At 73.1% G+C, this 17,059-nt stretch carries 15 protein-coding genes; 10 read left to right on the top strand and 5 right to left on the bottom strand.

Annotated elements, in window-relative coordinates; genetic code table 11:
• From G3A44_RS20120 to G3A44_RS20080, 9 genes are all read left to right on the top strand, one after another.
• The coding region (locus tag G3A44_RS20120) for an SPOR domain-containing protein (protein ID WP_203561498.1) at positions 1-428 on the top strand (428 nt) is incomplete at its 5' end.
• A 103-nt stretch (positions 429-531) separates the two neighbouring features.
• Positions 532-1,173 (top strand): thiol:disulfide interchange protein DsbA/DsbL, encoded by a 642-nt coding sequence (locus tag G3A44_RS20115; protein WP_203561497.1) that lies wholly within the window; start codon positions 532-534, stop codon positions 1,171-1,173.
• A gap of 113 nt (positions 1,174-1,286) precedes the next feature.
• The gene (gene lptA / locus G3A44_RS20110) at positions 1,287-1,862 is read left to right on the top strand and encodes a lipopolysaccharide transport periplasmic protein LptA (protein WP_163459545.1); all 576 of its coding nucleotides are present in this window, start codon (positions 1,287-1,289) and stop codon (positions 1,860-1,862) included.
• The gene (lptB, locus tag G3A44_RS20105) at positions 1,859-2,644 is read left to right on the top strand and encodes an LPS export ABC transporter ATP-binding protein (RefSeq protein ID WP_310734423.1); all 786 of its coding nucleotides are present in this window, start codon (positions 1,859-1,861) and stop codon (positions 2,642-2,644) included. Before lptA ends, lptB begins: the two co-directional genes overlap by 4 nt.
• A gap of 23 nt (positions 2,645-2,667) precedes the next feature.
• Positions 2,668-4,194, top strand: coding sequence for an RNA polymerase factor sigma-54 (locus G3A44_RS20100; protein WP_163459544.1), 1,527 nt, complete (start codon positions 2,668-2,670; stop codon positions 4,192-4,194).
• A gap of 134 nt (positions 4,195-4,328) precedes the next feature.
• Positions 4,329-5,591, top strand: coding sequence for a THUMP domain-containing class I SAM-dependent RNA methyltransferase (locus G3A44_RS20095; protein WP_239061997.1), 1,263 nt, complete (start codon positions 4,329-4,331; stop codon positions 5,589-5,591).
• A gap of 88 nt (positions 5,592-5,679) precedes the next feature.
• Positions 5,680-7,125: a M16 family metallopeptidase gene (locus G3A44_RS20090; protein ID WP_163459542.1), complete on the top strand. Its 1,446-nt coding sequence runs from the start codon at positions 5,680-5,682 to the stop codon at positions 7,123-7,125.
• Positions 7,122-8,633 carry a M16 family metallopeptidase gene (locus G3A44_RS20085; RefSeq protein ID WP_163459541.1) on the top strand — a complete coding sequence of 504 codons (1,512 nt, stop codon included), beginning with the start codon at positions 7,122-7,124 and terminating at the stop codon, positions 8,631-8,633. The genes G3A44_RS20090 and G3A44_RS20085 overlap by 4 nt, the downstream gene beginning before the upstream one ends.
• A gap of 137 nt (positions 8,634-8,770) precedes the next feature.
• A complete protein-coding gene (locus tag G3A44_RS20080; RefSeq protein WP_163459540.1) occupies positions 8,771-10,096 on the top strand; it encodes a tryptophan--tRNA ligase in 1,326 nt (441 codons plus the stop codon).
• Between the two features lie 48 nt (positions 10,097-10,144).
• Here G3A44_RS20080 and proC read toward each other — a convergent pair whose 3' ends face one another.
• The gene (proC, locus tag G3A44_RS20075; protein ID WP_163459539.1) at positions 10,145-10,984 is read right to left on the bottom strand and encodes a pyrroline-5-carboxylate reductase; all 840 of its coding nucleotides are present in this window, start codon (positions 10,982-10,984) and stop codon (positions 10,145-10,147) included.
• 209 nt (positions 10,985-11,193) lie between these two features.
• Here proC and G3A44_RS20070 point away from each other — a divergent pair, with 209 nt between their 5' ends.
• The gene (locus G3A44_RS20070; RefSeq protein ID WP_163459538.1) at positions 11,194-12,468 is read left to right on the top strand and encodes a Glu/Leu/Phe/Val family dehydrogenase; all 1,275 of its coding nucleotides are present in this window, start codon (positions 11,194-11,196) and stop codon (positions 12,466-12,468) included.
• A 25-nt stretch (positions 12,469-12,493) separates the two neighbouring features.
• Here G3A44_RS20070 and dsbD read toward each other — a convergent pair whose 3' ends face one another.
• The 4 genes from dsbD to G3A44_RS20050 form a co-directional block, all read right to left on the bottom strand.
• The gene (gene dsbD / locus G3A44_RS20065; protein ID WP_163459537.1) at positions 12,494-14,422 is read right to left on the bottom strand and encodes a protein-disulfide reductase DsbD; all 1,929 of its coding nucleotides are present in this window, start codon (positions 14,420-14,422) and stop codon (positions 12,494-12,496) included.
• Between the two features lie 142 nt (positions 14,423-14,564).
• Positions 14,565-15,512: an FAD:protein FMN transferase gene (locus G3A44_RS20060; RefSeq protein ID WP_163459536.1), complete on the bottom strand. Its 948-nt coding sequence runs from the start codon at positions 15,510-15,512 to the stop codon at positions 14,565-14,567.
• Between the two features lie 16 nt (positions 15,513-15,528).
• Positions 15,529-16,818: a DUF3570 domain-containing protein gene (locus tag G3A44_RS20055; protein ID WP_163459535.1), complete on the bottom strand. Its 1,290-nt coding sequence runs from the start codon at positions 16,816-16,818 to the stop codon at positions 15,529-15,531.
• On the bottom strand, positions 16,805-17,032 hold the full coding sequence (locus G3A44_RS20050; RefSeq protein ID WP_163459534.1) for a DUF4266 domain-containing protein: 228 nt from the start codon (positions 17,030-17,032) through the stop codon (positions 16,805-16,807). Before G3A44_RS20050 ends, G3A44_RS20055 begins: the two co-directional genes overlap by 14 nt.
• Between the last annotated feature and the right edge of the window lie 27 nt (positions 17,033-17,059).

Raw genomic sequence — 17,059 nt, 5'->3', positions numbered from 1 at the left:
CCTCCGCACCGCCGCTGCCCGCCTCGGCCCCGGCCCGCGCCGCCAGCCGCGCCCCGGCGGCCAGCCCGGCGCCGGTGGCCTCGTCCCCGGCACGTGCCTCCGGTCGGGATCCCCTGGCCATCCTGGAGGGCGGCCCGGTCATCACCGAGGCCACCAAGCCCGCGCCCAAGCCGACCGAGCCCGTGGCGGCCGGCTTCTATGTCCAGGCCGGGGCCTACTCCAGCGGCGCCGACGCCGAGCAGCAGCGTGCCCGCCTGGCCATGCAGGGCTTTTCCTCCAAGGTGGTCGAGCGCGAGCAGAACGGCCGCAGCGTCTACCGCGTGCGCCTGGGCCCCTACGGCAGCCGCGAGGACGCCCAGCAGGCCCAGGACCGGCTGAAGTCGGCCGGCTTCGACGCCATCCTCTCCAGCGACCGGCCCAAGCCCTGACAGGCACCTGGCCCCGCGCCCTTTGCGCCTCCCTTGTCCACCGCAGGCCGCCTCCGCACGTTGCGGTCAGGCTGTTCCCCTGAAACCGGAGTTCCCCTGGACCATGATTCCCCGTCGTGACCTCACCCTGGGCCTGGCTGCCGCCGGCCTGCTGCCTGCCCTTCCCGCCCTGGCCCAGGGCGCACCCGCCGAGGGCAAAGACTTCGTGCGCCTGAGCCAGCCGGTGCCCATGGCTGCCTCCGGCAAGGTCGAGGTGGTCGAGTTCTTCTGGTACGGCTGCCCGCACTGCAACGCCATGGAGCCCTCCCTGGAGGCCTGGGTGCGCAAGCTGCCGGCCGACGTCTCCTTCCGCCGCATGCCGGTGGGTTTCACCCCGGTGCATGAGCTGCACCAGCGGCTGTTTTACACGCTGGAAGCCCTGGGCCAGCTCGAGGCGGTGCACCGCAAGGTCTTCGCCGCCATCCATGTGCAGCGCCGCAACCTCAACAGCGAGGCCGCGCTGGTGGAGTTTGCCGGCAGCGTGGGCTTGGACGCCGCCCGCTTCAGTGAGACACTCAAGTCCTTCAGCGTGTCGGGCAAAGCCCGGCAGGCCAAGCAGATGACGGCGGCCTTCCGCATCGACGGCGTGCCCGCGCTGGGCGTGCATGGCCGCTTCTACACCTCGGCCGCGCTCACCGGCAGCCACGAACGGGCCTTTGCTGTGACCGACTGGCTCATCCAGCAGGTCCGCAAGGCCGGCGTCTGAGCCGCCGCGGACGGCGCGGGACGCGCCGCCCGGGTCTTCCCGGGCCACGGTCGAAGTTCTCCCTACGGCCCGGCCCAGGGTCTAGAATGGCAAGCAAGTTCCGTGCCCTTGCCATGACGCCACACCGCTCCCTCCTTCTGTCCGCGCCCCTGCTGCTGCTGGCCTGCGCCGCGCAGGCCGAACGCGCCGACCGGCTCCAGCCCATGGTGGTGGAGAGCGACGGTCAGCAGGCCGCCACTGTGGACCTGGCCCGCAAGATCACCGTGGTCTCGGGCCATGTGCTCATCACCCAGGGCACGCTCAAGGTCCAGGCCGACCGGGTTGAGGTGCGCGAGGTGGCCGCCGGCCGCTACACCGCCCTGGCCACCGGCCAGGCCGGCGAGCCCGCGCGCTACCGCCAGAAGCGCGACCGGCCCGACGAGGTGCTGGAAGCCCAGGCCGAGCGCATCGAGATCGACGGTCAGGCCGAGCGCACCCGCTTCTCCGGCACTGCCCAGCTGCGCATCCTGCGCAATGGCGTGGTCAGCGACGAGGCCAGCGCCGCCGTCATCGTGTACGACCAGAAGACCGACACGCTGGTCTTCGAAGGTGGGGAGCGCAGCGCAGCCCGTCCCGAGTCCGGTCGCGCCCGCCTGGTCTTCACCCCGCGCCAGGAGGCGGCTTCCGCCCCTGCGGGAGCCGGCAAGTGAGCGCCGACGCTGCCGTGCCCGCGGTGGCCCCGGCCCTGCCGACCAGCCGCCTGGAGGCCAGCGGCCTGCAGAAGGCCTACGGCAAGCGCCAGGTGGTCAAGGAAGTCCATCTGGCGGTGGGGGCTGGCGAGGTGGTGGGGCTGCTGGGCCCCAACGGCGCGGGCAAGACCACCACCTTCTACATGGTCGTGGGCCTGGTGCGTTGTGACGCCGGGCAGATCCTCATCGACGGCGTGCCCGTGGAGCGCCAGCCCATCCACCGCCGGTCCCGGCTGGGCTTGTCCTACCTGCCGCAGGAGGCCTCCATCTTCCGCAAGCTCACCGTCGAGGAGAACATCCGCGCCGTGCTGGAGCTGCAGAAGGGCCCCGACGGCCGGCCCCTGCCCAAGGCCGAGATCGATCAGCGCCTGGACGGCCTGCTCTTTGACCTGAGCCTGACCAAGCTGCGCGAATCGCCGGCCCCGGCGCTGTCCGGCGGCGAGCGCCGGCGCTGCGAGATCGCCCGCGCCCTGGCCACCCAGCCGCGCTTCATCCTGCTGGACGAGCCCTTTGCCGGTGTGGACCCGATCGCCGTCATCGAGATCCAGCGCACCATCAGCTTCCTCAAGGCCCGCGGCATCGGCGTGCTCATCACCGACCACAACGTGCGCGAGACCCTGGGCATCTGCGACCGGGCCTACATCATCAGCCAGGGCAGCGTCCTGGCCGAGGGCACGCCCGCCCAGATCATCGAGAACCCGGACGTGCGCCGCGTGTACCTCGGCGAGCACTTCCGCATGTAAAGCAGTACCAGAGGTCGCTTCGGATGAAACCCACCCTGCAGGTCCGCCTCTCCCAGCATCTGGCGCTCACCCCCCAGCTGCAGCAGTCCATCCGGCTGCTGCAGCTCTCCACGCTGGAGCTGCACCAGGAGGTGGAGCAGATGCTGGAGCAGAACCCCTTCCTGGAGGCCGACGACGACCTGGGGGGCTTCGACTACAGCGCCAGCGCCACCGCCAGCAGCCGCGAGGAGGCGGGCACCACCGCCACCTCCGCCACCGCGGAATCCGGCAGCACCGAGTCCGGTGGCGACGAGCCCGCGGGCCTGGACGGCCAGGACTTTGGCACCACCGAGCGCGACGACTGGGAGAACGGCACCGAGCGCGACGACTTCGACGGCATCCGCGAGACGCCCTCGGCCGCCAGCGGCGCCGGCGGCGACGAGGACTTCGAGCCCCAGGAGCGGTCGGCCCATGGGCCCACCCTGCAGGAGCACCTGCGCGCCCAGCTCATGGGCATGCGCCTGTCGCCCCAGGACGCCGCCGCGGTGCATGTGCTCATCGAGTCGCTGGATGAGGACGGCTACCTGGACGGCGCGCTGGAAGAGATCGTGGCCCGGGTGGCCGAGGTGTTGGGCATCGAAGGTGAGGAAGCCCTGGACGAGCTGCAGGACCAGCTGCGCTGCGGCCTGCGCTGGCTGCAAAGCATGGAGCCCACCGGCGTGGGCGCGGCCAACCTCTCCGAGTGCCTGACCCTGCAGCTGCGCCAGCGTGCCCCCGGCGCGGCGCGGGAGTGCGCCATCGCCATCGCCCAGGCCCACCTGGAGCTGCTGGCCCGGCGCGACCTCAAGAAGCTCTCGGCCGCCACCGGCTGCGACGAGGCCACCGTCAAGGCCGCGCAGGGCCTGATCGTGGGCTGCGAGCCCAAGCCCGGCCGGCCCTTTGTGCCCGCTGAAAGCCTGGTCATCGTGCCCGACGTCATCGTGGTCAAGAGCGGCCGCAACTGGAAGGTCACGCTCAACCCTGACGTGATGCCCAAGCTCAAGGTCAGCGACCTCTACGCCCAGGCCATCCGCGGCCAGCGCGGCGGCGGCAACCTCTCGGCCCGGCTGCAGGAGGCGCGCTGGTTCATCCGCAACATCCAGCAGCGCTTCGAGACCATCCAGCGCGTGTCCCAGGCCATCGTCGAGCGCCAGAAGGCCTTCTTCACCCACGGTGAGATCGCCATGAAGCCGCTGGTGCTGCGCGAGATCGCCGACGAGCTGGGCCTGCACGAATCCACCATCTCCCGCGTGACCACCGCCAAGTACATGGCCACGCCGTTTGGCACTTTCGAGCTCAAGTACTTCTTCGGCTCCAGCCTCAACACCGACGCCGGCGGCAACGCCAGCTCCACCGCGGTGCGCGCGCTCATCAAGCAGTTCGTGGCCGCGGAGGACACCAAGAAGCCGCTGTCCGACAGCCAGATTGCCGACATGCTCGAAGAGCAGGGCATCCAGGTGGCCCGTCGCACGGTGGCCAAGTACCGCGAAGCGCTCAAGATCGCGCCCGCCAACCTGCGCAAGGCGCTATGAACTCCCTGCCCCCCTCCCGGCCGCCCGGCGCTCCCGCGTCCGGCGGCCCCCGCCGCATCCCCCGCGCTGACCGTTCCGGCCCGGAAGGCCTCGCCCAGCCGGTCCGTCCCTACAGCGGGCCCGAGCGCGGCACCCTGTTCCTGCCCTGTGCCGCCGGCGTGGAACCATTCCTGCTGGCCGAGTGCCAGCGCCTGCTGCCCGCCGGCACCCGCGCCGAGACCGGCCGCGGCGGCGTCTATGTGGAGGGCACCCGCCAGGACGCCATGGCCCTGAACCTGGGCAGCCGCATCGCCCAGCGGGTGCTCTGGGAGGTGGCCGCCGGACCCTACCGCGACGAGCGCGACCTCTACGACCTGGCCCTGCAGGTGGACTGGACCGAGTGGATCAGTCCGCGCCACACCCTGCGGGTGGACGTGTCGGCCCACCGCAGCCCGCTGCAGAGCCTGCAGTTTGCCGGCCTGCGGGTCAAGGACGCGGTGTGCGACCAGATGCGCCATGCCGCCGGCGCCCGCCCCGACGTGGACACCCACCACCCTGACCTGGCCCTGGTGCTGCACGTCGGGCCGGAGTGGGCCGCCCTGTCGGTGGACCTCTCCGGCGAGGCGCTGTTCAAGCGCGGCTGGCGCGAGGTCAAGGGTGAAGCCCCGCTCAAGGAGACCCTGGCTGCGGCCATGCTGGCGGCCGCCGGCTGGCAGGGCCGGGAAGAGGACGGCGGCCTGCTCGACCCCTGCTGCGGCGCCGGCACCATCGTCATTGAGGCCGCGCAGATGGCTTGCGGCATGGCCCCGGGCCTGCACCGGCGCTTCGCTTTCGAGCGCCTGCTGCCCTTTGCCGGCTTGCAGGCCGACTGGCGCCAGCTCAAGGCCGCTGCCCAGGCGGCGGTGCATCCCCCGCGGGTGCCGGTGTGGGGGGGCGATGTCTCCTTCCGCATGACCGACTTCGCCAGCCGCAACGCCGAACGTGCCGGCGTGCTCAACGCCATCCAGTTCAAGACCGCCGACGCCCTGCAGCGCCCGGCCCCGGCAGAGCGCGGCACCCTGATGATGAACCCGCCCTACGGCGAGCGCATCGCGCCCAAGGGTTCCGGCCAGGGTCAAGGCCTGGGCGGCCGCCGTGGTGAGGTGCAGGGCGAGCGCTTCGAGGGCGCGGCCGACGCCGCCGACTTCTATGCCCGCCTGGCCGCCCACTGGAAGAAGGGCTACGCCGGTTGGACCGCCTGGGTGCTTACCCCCGAGGCCAAGACCCCCAGCCTCATGCGCCTGAAGGAAAGCCGCCGCGTGCCCATGTGGAATGGCGCCATCGAGTGCCGCATGTTCCGCTTCGACATGGTGGCTGGCAGCGCCCGCAGCGCTGCCGCCCCGGCGCCCGGTGCGGCGCCGGACGCCAGCGCCGCCTGAGCCCCCGCGCCCGGCCGCCGGCGCTGCCTGCGGCTATGCTCCCGCGCCGATGGCCCCGTCGTGTGCAAGGGGGCAAGGAGAGCGTTCCGTGGTGGCAGAGGTGGACAAGGATCGCCGGCGCTGGCTGGCGTGTGGCGCGGGCCTGGCGCTGGCGGCCGGTGTGCCGGCGGTGGCTGGGGCGGCGGGACCTGGCGGTGTGCGCGGGGGGCCGGCGCTGAGCCTGCCGCGGCTGGACTACCAGGCTTTCGCCCTGGACAACGGCCTGCAGGTGCTGCTGCAGCCCGGGGGCGCCGGCGGCATGGTCAGCGTGCAGGTCTGGTACCGCGTGGGCGGCAAGGACGACCCCGAGGGCCGCTCCGGTTTTGCCCACCTCTTCGAGCACCTCATGTTCAAAGGCTCGCGCCATCTGCAGCCTGAGCAGTTTGACCGCCTGACCGAGGACGTGGGCGGCATGAACAACGCCTTCACCGCCGAGGACGTCACCGCCTACCAGAACCTGGTGCCCAGCCACCACCTGGAGCGACTGCTCTGGGCCGAGGCCGAGCGCATGGGCCACCTGGACGTGAGCGATCCGCACTTCCAGAGCGAGCGCAAGGTGGTCATCGAGGAGTTCAACGAGCGCGTGCTCGCCGCCCCCTACGGCCGGCTCTTCAACGCCCTGCCGGCCCTGGTCTTCCAGCGTCACCCCTATCGCCGCCCGGTCATCGGCAGCGTGGCCGACCTGGAGGCCGCCACCCTGGCTGACGTGCGCGCCTTCCATGCCGCCTACTACCGGCCCGACAACGCGGTGCTCATCGTGGCCGGCGACTTTGAGGCCGGGGCCGCCCGCGCCGCCATCGCCCGCTACTTCGGCCCGCTGACCCGGCCGGCCGGCGACATCCCCCGGGTGCAGGTGGCCGAGCCGCGCTGGAGCGCCTCGCGCCAGACCATCCTCACCGCGCCCAACGTGCCGCTGCCCGCGGCTGCGGTGCTCTGGCAGGGCCCCGATGCCCGCGACCCGGACGCCGCCGCCCTCACCGTGGCCCAGGCCCTGCTGGCCCAGGGCGATGCCTCGCGGCTCGACGCCAGCCTGGTCCACCGCCAGCGCCTGGCGCAGCAGACCGGCTTCTATGCCCAGCTCCTGCAGGACGGCGGCTACCTGGCGGCCTTTGCCATTGCCGCCGGGCCCCGGCCGGCCCGGGCCCTGGTGGCCCCGCTGCGTGCCGAGGTCGAGCGCCTGGCCCGCGGCCCCATCGCCGCCGAGGAGCTGGACCGCGTCCGGAACCAGCTTTTCACCGGCGTGCTGGCCGGCTGGCAGGCCCCCTGGAGCCGGGCTGAGAGCCTGGGCACCGCCATGATCACCCACGGCGATCCCGCCCGCGTCAACCGCGAGCTGGCCGAGATCGCCGCGGTGCAGGCGGCCGATGTGCAGCGTGCCCTGCGCCGCTGGTGCCTGGACCGGCCCACCCACACCGTGCTGTACCAGCAGGACGCGGCCGCCTCGGCCGCACGCCCCTCCGCCCCCACTTCCACCGCCGCTGGAGCCCCCCGGTGAACCGCCCCGTCCCCTGCGCCGCACGCCGCCACGCCCACCACGACCGCCGGCAATGGCTGGCCCGCGCCCTGGCCGCCGCCGCCGGCCTGGGCCTGCCCCCCCTGTCCCGGGCCGAGCCCGGCGTGGACGAGCCGCCCCTGCCTGGTACGCCCCGTCTGCTGCGCCTGCCTGAGCCGCGGCAGGCCTGGCTGGACAACGGCCTGCAGGTGGTGGTGGCCCCGCTGCCCGGTCTGCCCCTGGTCACCCTGTCGCTGATGCAGCGCCCTGGCGGCCTGGCCGACCCGCTCCGGCTGGCCGGCCGCACCGCCCAGATGGCCCAGCTGCGCACCCGTGGCGCCCGCTGGCAGGGCCGGGCGCTGGACGCCACCGGCCTGGCCCGCGTGGCCGAGGGCCTGGGCGGCAGCCTGGCCGCCGGGGCTGGGTTGGAGACCACCCACACCAGCCTGACCATCACCCGGCCGCAGCTGGACACCGCCCTGCAGCTGCTGGGCGCCGTCGTGCGCCAGCCCACGCTGGCCGCGGCCGAATGGTCACGCCAGCGCGACAGCGAAGCCGACGGCCTGCGCTTTGCCCTCTCCGACCCCGGCACCCTGGCGGGCTGGGTGGGCAGCCGCGCCTTCTGGGGCGACAGCGTGCTGGGCAGCGCCTTCACCGCCGCCAGCCTGTCACGCCTGCGGCTGGACGACCTGCGCCAGGCCCATGCCGCCCAGGACCGCCCCGATGGCAGCTGCCTGCTGCTCACCGGCGACATCCAGTTGGAGGAGGCGCTGGCGCTGGCCCACCGTCACCTGGGCGGCTGGCGCCGGCCGACATCCCCCGCCCCCGTGTCCCCGGCCCCCGGCCCGGCCCGGCCTCAGGCGCCGGCCACCGTGCTGGTTGACCTGCCGGGGGCGGGCCAGTGTGCGGTGGTGGTCAGCGCCCCGGCCGTGGGGGCGGAGTCGCCCGAGCGGCGCGTGGCCCAGCTGGCCTCGGCCGTGCTCGGCACCGGCTACCGCTCGCGGCTCAACGAGGCCATCCGCATCCGCCGCGGCCTGAGCTACGACGCCCGCACCGCCCTGGAACTGCAGGCCCCCGGCGGCCGCCTGAGCGCTGTCAGCCAGACCGCCCCGGCCAACGCCGCCGAGGTGGTGCGCCTGTCCCGGCAGGTGCTCACCAGCCTGGCCGATCAGCCCCCCAGCGCCGAGGAGCTGGCCGCCCGCCAGGCCACCCTGCTGGGCGGCCTGAGCCGGCAGGTGGAGACCACCGCCGGCCTGGCCGGCCGCCTGGCCGATCTGGTGGCCCGTCAGCGGCCGCTGGACGAGCTGGCCCGCATCGGCCCGGAGCTGCTGGCCGTCACCCCCGAACAGGTGCAAGCCCTGGCCGCGCGGGACTGGACCCCTGCCCGCCTGCGCACCGTGGTGGTGGGCGACCTGCAGGCCGCCGGCGACAGCCTGCGCCAGCTCGATCCCGACGCCCTGGTGCTCTCCGTGCGGCAGCTTGACCTGGACCTGCCCGGCCTGAGGCGCTGAGGCGCCGTTTCCGCCCCCGTCATCCACAGCCTTGTCCACAGGACCGGCCGTGCGGGGGCGCGCCGGGGCCGGGGCCGGCCGGCTGCACACGCCACAATCAGGGCCCTTCTTCGCACCATCCCACGCCAGAGCCTGCCATGTCCGCCCGCACCCGCGTCCTCACCGGCATCACCACCACCGGCACCCTGCACCTGGGCAACTATGTGGGCGCCGTGCGGCCCTGCATCGAGGCCAGCCGCCGCGCCGAGGTCGACAGCTTCTTCTTCATGGCCGACTACCACGCGCTGATCAAGTGCGACGACCCGGCCCGCATCGAGGCCAGCCGCCTGCAGATCGCCGCCACCTGGATCGCCGCCGGCCTGGACACCGACCGCGCCACCTTCTACCGCCAGAGCGACATCCCCGAGATCCCCGAGCTCAACTGGCTGCTGACCTGTGTGACGGCCAAGGGCCAGATGAACCGCGCCCACGCCTACAAGGCCAGCGTGGACGCCAACGTGGCCGCCGGCGAGGACGCCGACGCCGGCGTCACCATGGGCCTGTACTGCTACCCCATCCTGATGGCCGCCGACATCCTGATGTTCAACGCCCACCGCGTGCCGGTGGGCAAGGACCAGGTGCAGCACATCGAGATGGCGCGCGACGTGGCCCAGCGTTTCAACCACCTGTTCGGGGCCGGCCAGGAGTTCTTCGTCTTGCCTGAGGCCCAGATCGATGCCGAGATGGAGCTGCTGCCCGGCCTGGACGGCCGCAAGATGAGCAAGAGCTACGACAACGTCATCCCGCTGTTCGAGGGCGGCGAGAAGGCGCTGCGCGAAGCCATCGCCCGCATCGTCACCGACAGCAAGCTGCCCGGCGAGCCCAAGGAGCCCGAGGGCACCGCCCTGATCCAGATCTTCGATGCCTTTGCCACGGCCGAGGCGCGCGCCGCCTTCCGTGCCGAGCTGCGCGCCGGCCTGGGCTGGGGCGAGGCCAAGGCCCGCCTGTTTGATCAGATCAACGGCCAGATCGGCCCCATGCGCGCCCGCTACGACGCCCTGATGGCCGAGCCCGAGAAGATCGAGGCCATCCTGCAGGCCGGTGCCGACAAGGCCCGGGCCGTGGCCCGTCCGCTGCTGGACACGCTGCGCCACGCCGTGGGCCTGCGCCGCTTCCAGCCGCTGCAGGCCGCCGCCGCGCCGGCCGCCAAGGCCAAGGTGGCGCTGGCGGTGTTCAAGCAGTACCGCGAGGCCGACGGCCAGTTCTACTTCAAGCTCAGCGCCCACGACGGCCGGGTGCTGCTGCAAAGCGGCGCCTTTGCCGGCGGCCGCGAAGCCGGCGAGTGGGTCAAGCGCCTGAAGACCGAAGGCGCTGCGGCGCTGGACAGCGCCCTCACCACCGCCAGGGTGGGCCTGGGCGAGGGCGTGGCGGCCGACGAGGTGCGTGCCGCCCTTACCGCCCTGGTGGACGCCGCGGCGGCCTGAGTGGCAGGCCGGGCGTTCCGCCCGGCCCCCGTGCCCCGCCAGTGAGGGTCAACGGCCGAACTCGTCGCCCAGTTCCTGGGCGCGGCGGGCGGCGGCGTGCAGGGCCTGCACAAAGGCCGGCTTCATGCCCGCCGCCTCCATGGCCGTGAGGGCGGCGTAGGTGGTGCCGCCCTTGGAGGTGACGCGCTGGCGCAGCACCTCGGGCGGTTCCTCGGACTGGCCGCACAGCGCGGCGCCGCCGCGGAAGGTGCCCACCGCCAGGCGGCGCGACTGCTCCGGGCTCAGGCCCAGCTCGGCGCCGGCCTGCATCATGGCCTCGATGAAGTAGAAGACGTAGGCCGGGCCCGAACCTGACAGGGCCGTCACCGCGTCCAGTTGCGCCTCGTGCTCCACCCACAGCAACTCGCCCGTGGCGGCCAGCAGGGCCTGGACCTGCCCGCGGTCGGCCGGGCTGACCGCCGGCGTGGCGAACAGGCCGGTCATGCCCTGGCCCACCAGCGCCGGGGTGTTGGGCATGGTGCGCACCACGCGGGCGCTGCCGGTGGCGCGCACCAGGGCGTCGCTGCGGATGCCCGCCATCACCGACAGCTGCAGCGCGCCGCCGATGTGCGCGGCGCAGGGGGCGGCGGCCTCGGTGAACAGCTGCGGCTTGACCGCCCACACCACCACCTGGGCGCTGGCCAGCGCGGGGCCGGCGGCCTCCAGCACGGTGAGGCCGGCAAAGCGTTCGCGCAGGCGCTGGGCCTGCTCCGCAAAGGGTTCGACCACCAGGAGGGAGGCCGCGGGGGTGCCGGTGGCCAGCAGGCCGCCCAGGATGGCGCTGGCCATGTTGCCGCCACCGATGAAGGCGATCACGGCGCAGGGGGAGACGGGGACAGGGGTGTTCATGCCGGGCAGTGTAGGAGGGCTTGCCGTTTCTGCATGATGCCGTTCACCGGTGGAGATGATGCACAAATGGCATGGTGCTTGGCGACTTATTCGGCATCAAGCCGCCTAGAGTGCGGCCCCACGGAGACGGCGGGCCCACCGGCCGCGCCGTCCCGGGTCCGGCGCCCACAAGGCGCTCCGGCCGGTAGCCACCACAAGGAGACAAGCAAATGTCCAATCCGCTCTCGTTCGTGAATCCGACCCCTGACAGCCCCTGGCAGACCTACCTCTCGCAGGTCGACCGGGTGCTGCCCTACCTGGGCCACCTGGCCCGCTGGGCCGACACCCTCAAGCGCCCCAAGCGCGCGCTGATCGTGGACGTGCCCATCGAACTGGACAACGGCACCGTGGCCCACTACGAGGGCTACCGCGTGCAGCACAACCTCAGCCGTGGCCCGGGCAAGGGCGGCGTGCGCTACCACCCCGACGTCACCCTGGAAGAGGTGATGGCCCTGTCGGCCTGGATGAGCATCAAGAACGCCGCGGTCAACCTGCCCTATGGGGGCGCCAAGGGTGGCATCCGCGTCGATCCCAAGCAGCTCAGCCAGAAGGAGCTGGAGAAGCTCACCCGCCGCTACACCAGCGAGATTGGCCTGATCATCGGCCCGCAGCAGGACATCCCGGCGCCGGACGTGAACACCAACGCCCAGATCATGGCGTGGATGATGGACACGTACTCGATGAACACCGGCGCTACGGCCACCGGCGTGGTCACCGGCAAGCCCATTCACCTGGGCGGCTCGCTGGGCCGCGTCAAGGCCACTGGCCGCGGCGTGTTCGTCACCGGCCGCGAGGCCGCGCGCAAACTCGGCCTGGACCTGCAGGGCGCCCGCGTGGCGGTGCAGGGCTTTGGCAATGTGGGCTCGGCCGCGGCCGAGCTGTTCGGCCAGGCCGGCGCCAAGATCGTGGCGGTGCAGGACCACTCCGGCTGCCTGATCAACACCCGCGGTTTTGACCTCTCCGAGCTGGTGCCCTGGGTGCGCCAGCACGGCGGGGTGGGTGGCTTCCCCGGCGGCGAGCCCCTGACGGCTGAGGAGTTCTGGGATGTGGACTGCGAGATCATGATCCCCGCCGCCCTGGAAGGTCAGATCACCGCCGACCGCGCCAACCGCCTCAAGGCCCGCCTGGTGTTGGAAGGCGCCAACGGCCCCACCCTGCCCGCGGCCGACGACATCCTGGCCGAGCGCGGCATCCTGGTGGTGCCCGACGTGATCTGCAACGCCGGCGGCGTGACCGTGTCCTACTTCGAGTGGGTGCAGGACTTCAGCTCGTTCTTCTGGACCGAGGACGAGATCAACCTGCGCCTGGACAAGATCATGCAGGGGGCCCTGCGTCGCATCTGGGACACGGCCGACCAGCACGGCGTCACGCTGCGCACCGCCACCTTTGCGGTGGCTTGCGAGCGCATCCTGATGGCGCGCGAGGAGCGCGGGCTCTACCCCTGAGCGGTGCCCGGCCTGGGTGCGTGCCTCAGCGTGCCAGGGCCTGGTCCAGCACGGCCCCAAACACGGGCGCCTTCTGGAAGCCGATCACCCGCAAGTCCTGCCGCTCCGCCCCGCCTGGGGCGAAGAACAGGATGCCCGGCGGGCCGAACAGGCCAAAGCGTTTGAGCAGCGCGCGGTCCTCGGGGCTGTTGGCGGTCACGTCCACCTGCAGCAGCGTGAAGCGCTGCAGGCGCGCGGCCACCGCCGGCTCGGAGAAGGTGAACTTCTCCATCTCGATGCAGGACACGCACCAGTCGGCATAGAAGTCCAGCATCACCGGCTGGGTGCTGGCGGCCAGCGCGGCGTCCAGCTCGGCCCGGCTGGCCACCCGACGGAAGGCGGGATGCACCGCGGCCACGCCGCCCGGGGCCGCGCCTGCCGGCCGTGCCAGGTGCGACAGCGGCTGCAGCAGCTCCCGTCCGCCCGAGAGCCCGCCCAGCACCTGGGCCCCGCCCAGCAGCGCCAGGGCCACCGCCGCCGTCTGGGTCAGCGTGTGCCAGAAGGGCGCGGCCGCGCCGCCGTGCACATGGGTGCGCCACAGGGCCAGGCCGCTGCCCAGGGCCAGCAGGCCCCAACCCACCAGGGCCGCCGGGCCGGGCAGCACGGGGCTGAGCAGCCACCAGGCCACGGCCAGCAGCAGCACGCCAAAGGCGTACTTCACCCGGGTCATCCAGCCGCCGGTGTGCGGCAGCAGGCTGCCGGCCGACAGGCCCACCAGCAGCAGGGGTACGCCCATGCCCAGGGCCATGGCGAACAGGGCGGCCCCGCCCAGCACCAGGTCACGGGTCTGGCCGATGTAGACCAGGGCGCCGGCCAGCGGTGCGGCCACGCAGGGCCCGACGATGAGGGCCGAGAGCCCGCCCATGGCGAAGACGCCGGCAAATTGCCCCCCCGGCAGGCGGTTGGACACCTCAGACAGCCGGCCCTGGAAGGCCGCGGGCAGCTGCAGCTCGTAGAGGCCGAACATGGACAGCGCCAGGCCGGCCAGCAGCAGCGCAAAGGCGCCCAGCACCCACGGGTTCTGCAGGTAGCCGGCCAGGCCTTCGCCCATCCAGCCGGCCAGCATGCCGAAGGCGGTGTAGACCGCGGCCATGCCCAGCGTGTAGGCCAGCGCCAGGGCAAAACCCCGCCCCCGGGAGACGGCCCCCTGCCCCACGATGATGGACGACAGGATGGGCACCATGGGCAGCACGCAGGGCGTGAAGGACAGCAGCAGCCCGGCCAGCCAAAACACACCCATCACCGGCAGCAGGTGACCGGCCTGGAGCACGCGGGCCACCTCGTCGGTGCCGGCGGTGGCCTGCGGGGCCGTCGCGGTGTCGGGCGCGCCCCGGTCCCCCCCGGTGGCACCGGCCAGCAGACCGCGCACGCCCGTGGCGGCGCTGCTGCCACTGCCACTGCCGCTGGCGCCCGCCTCGTCTTCGGCCGCTTGCACCACCACCTGGGTGATGGCGCCGCCGGCCACGGTCACGTCCACCTGGCGCACGGTGGGCGGGTAGCACAGGCCGGCGTCGGCGCAGCCTTGGTGGTTCACCTGCACCCGCCACCGGCCATCGCCCGCGGCCAGGGCCACGGTGCCCTGCACCGGGGCGGTGAAGATCTCCACTTCTTCGTTGAAGTTGGGGTCGAACTTGCGGTGGCCGGCGGGCAGGCGCAGGGCGTCGGCCGGCAGCGCGCCGCCCGGGCCCTCACCGGCCGCCGACATGCGGGCGCGGTAAAGGTAATAGCCTTTGGCCGGGGTCCAGCTCAGGCGCAGCACGCCCGGCTCAGGGGCGTCGGCGCTCAGGCGGAAGGCTTGGTGCTCGGGCAGGAAGTCGTCGTTGCCGGCGCGGGCGGGGCCGGCGGCCAGCCAGAGGGTCAGGGCCAGCCAGGGCAGGAGCCAGGGCATCAGCCGTCGGCACAGGGCAGCAATCATGAACGGTTCACTCCGGAAAAGGCCGGCCGCGGCGGGGTGGGGCGCGGCCCGCTCCACTGCAGGCAGAGCCGTGGCGGGGCTTCAAGTTCCCGGGCGGGGCCCGGATGGGGGGATCGTATCGGCTGGCGGTGACCGGCCGGCTTCAGGGGGGCGGGGGCGTGGCCGGCGCAGGGGCCACCCGCAGCAGCTGGCCGGTTGGGTCGATGAGCAGGGCGCTCACGCCCTGGCCGGCCAGGAAGTCGGGGGCGTGCGGTCCCAGCAGCATGGCCACGGTGCTCAGCGCCCCGGCGGCCAGGCAGGCCGGGGCGATGACACTGACCGATTGCCAGTGCGCCGTCGGCCAGCCGGTGAGGGGGTTGAGGATGTGGCAGTAGCGCCGGCCGTCGACCTCCAGGAAGCGCTCGTAGTCGCCGCTGGTGGCCAGACCGCCGTGGGCCAGGTCCACGGCAGCGGCCACCGCGCCGGGCTGGCGGGGGTGGACGATGCCCAGGTGCCAGGGACGGCCGTCGGGCATGGGGCCCAACAGGCGCAGGTCGCCTCCAAGGTTCACGTAGCCGCTGTCGCAGCCGGCGTCCATCAGCAGGGTGGCGGCCCGGTCGGCGGCGTATTCCTTGCCCAGTCCGCCCAGGTCCAGCGCCATGCCAGCGCGTGGCAAGCGCAGGGCCTGGCCGCCGTGGCAGGCCCATTCCACCTGGCCCCAGCCCACCAGGGGCAGCAGCGCGGTGATGGCCTCGGGCGTGGGCAGGCGGGTGGCGCGGAAGTCCCACGCCCGGTTGAGCACGCCGGCGGTGACGTCAAACAGCCCGCCACTGCCGTGCCAGAGCTGGTCGGCAAAGCCCAGCACGGCGGCGGTCTCGGCGTCCAGTGGCAGGGGCTCGGGCCCGCCAGCGGTGGCGTTCAGGCGCGAGACGATGCTCTCGGGCCGGTAGCGCGACCAGGCGCGCTCCAGGCGCAGCACCTCGTCCACCGCGGCCTGCACCGCGGCGGCGGTGGCGGGCCGGGTGGCGGCGGCACCGGCCACGCGCACGCGGCAGGGCGAGCCCATGGCACGGAACTCGCGCTGCAGTTCGGGCGCAGGGGGGTGGGGCATGGTGGCGGCCCGGCGCTCAGAAGGCGTGGCTCAGGCCGAACTGCCAGAACAGCGCGGTCAGCGGCTGCAGGCCCGGTGAGCCTTCGCCACCCAGTCGCCAGGCGGCACGCTGCTCGTAGAGGCTCGCCTTGGCGTCGGCCGTCCAGTCCTTGGCGAACTGCCAGCTCAGCTTGGTCCCCACCGTGAGGGCGCCCCAGGCGGCCAGCCGCTGGTCGCTGCTGTAGACGGTGGCGCCGGCGGCGGGGGCCGGGTAGAGGGCGCTGTCGGGGTTGGCGTCGTAATAGAAGCGGGCGGCGTTCTGGGTGTAGTAGCGCAGGTCCGGGGTGAGCGTCCAGCGCTCGCCCAGGGGCAGCACCCAGGCGGCTTCCCAGGTGTGGGCGCGCAGGTCGTAGCTGTCACGGTAGAGGCGGTAGCCCAGCTTCAGCGTGCTCTGCCCCAGCCAGTGGTTCCAGCGCAGCTGCACGATGGTGGCGTTGCGGTGGTCCGGCCGCTCGTCGTAGAGCTTGTAGGGGTCGTTCAGGTAGCCCTTGGCGCGGCTGAGGGTCAGGCTGGCCTGGACGATGTCGCGCGGGTTCAGGGCCTGGGTGACGCCGATCTGGAACTCCCGGGTGCGCTTGGTGGTGGGGGCCACCTTGCCGTTGCGGGGGGCGATGTCGTCGTGGGTCAGGCCCAGGCCCAGGTTGAGGGTGGTGTTCTGGTCTTCGCTGGCCAGGCGGCCCTCCAGCGACAGCGCCTGCGAGAGGTAGTCGGCCTCGCGGGAGCGGGCCAGACCCAACGACAGCGACTGGCGCTCGAAGTAGCGGGTGAGCTTGAGGTCGCCGGCGGTGCGCCGGTCCTCCATATGGCTGGCGCCGGACATGTCGGCGTAGTACTTGGGTGAGGCGCCGGAGACCTCGTCCACGGTCAGCGAGCCCTCTGCGGCCCAGTGCCGCCCCAGGGGCAGCAAGGCATGCACCGAGGGGCTGACGATGCTCATGCGGGTGTCGCCCGAGCCCAGGCCCAGCCCGCCGCCGCCGCTGGCACCGGAGGTGGTGGCCAGCGCCCGTGTCCGCGCGCTGCGGCCGTTGCGGGCCGCGCGGGCCTCTTCGGAGGACGCCCCGTCCACCGTGGGCTGCCACTCGTCGTAGCCCGAGAGTTTGAAGGAGACCACCGCCTGCTCCGGTGCCTCCTCGGCCTGGGCCGACTGGGGCATGACACCGGGCAGGGCGCAGGCGGCCAGCACCAGGCCACCCAACAGGGCGCGCGCGGGCGCAGCGGGGGGGCGCAGGGCGTCCGCGGACGCGGCGCGCAGGTCAGTTGCAGCCACAGCCACCGCCTCCCACGCCACCGCCGCCAGAGGCGGCTTCCTTGCTGAAGTAGGTGTGGCTCTCAAAGCGGGCCTGCAGCGGGTCGGCGTCCAGGCGCATGGCCGGGCGGGCCAGGTCGCCCTTCTCCCAGGGTTGGGGCGGCGCCCACAGGCTGCAGCCGCCCAGGGCGGTGGCGCCCAGTGCGGCCAAGAGGACAAGTCGGGGTCGGGTCATGGGTTTTCCTGCCGGGGACGGTGGGGT

The organism is Ideonella livida (genome assembly GCF_010499455.1).
GTDB lineage: Bacteria > Pseudomonadota > Gammaproteobacteria > Burkholderiales > Burkholderiaceae_C > Ideonella > Ideonella livida.
The sequence above is the reverse complement of the archived record's forward strand: the minus strand, read 5'-3'. Positions and strand labels throughout refer to the sequence as shown.

Excerpts from the sequence above, each read along its gene's own strand:
- G3A44_RS20115 (WP_203561497.1), top strand. The coding sequence starts at position 532 with ATGATTCCCCGTCGTGACCTCACCCTGGGCCTGGCTGCCGCCGGCCTG.
- lptA (WP_163459545.1), top strand. The coding sequence starts at position 1,287 with ATGACGCCACACCGCTCCCTCCTTCTGTCCGCGCCCCTGCTGCTGCTG.
- G3A44_RS20100 (WP_163459544.1), top strand. The coding sequence starts at position 2,668 with ATGAAACCCACCCTGCAGGTCCGCCTCTCCCAGCATCTGGCGCTCACC.
- G3A44_RS20080 (WP_163459540.1), top strand. The coding sequence starts at position 8,771 with ATGTCCGCCCGCACCCGCGTCCTCACCGGCATCACCACCACCGGCACC.
- proC (WP_163459539.1), bottom strand. The coding sequence starts at position 10,984 with ATGAACACCCCTGTCCCCGTCTCCCCCTGCGCCGTGATCGCCTTCATC.
- G3A44_RS20070 (WP_163459538.1), top strand. The coding sequence starts at position 11,194 with ATGTCCAATCCGCTCTCGTTCGTGAATCCGACCCCTGACAGCCCCTGG.
- dsbD (WP_163459537.1), bottom strand. The coding sequence starts at position 14,422 with ATGATTGCTGCCCTGTGCCGACGGCTGATGCCCTGGCTCCTGCCCTGG.
- G3A44_RS20060 (WP_163459536.1), bottom strand. The coding sequence starts at position 15,512 with ATGCCCCACCCCCCTGCGCCCGAACTGCAGCGCGAGTTCCGTGCCATG.
- G3A44_RS20050 (WP_163459534.1), bottom strand. The coding sequence starts at position 17,032 with ATGACCCGACCCCGACTTGTCCTCTTGGCCGCACTGGGCGCCACCGCC.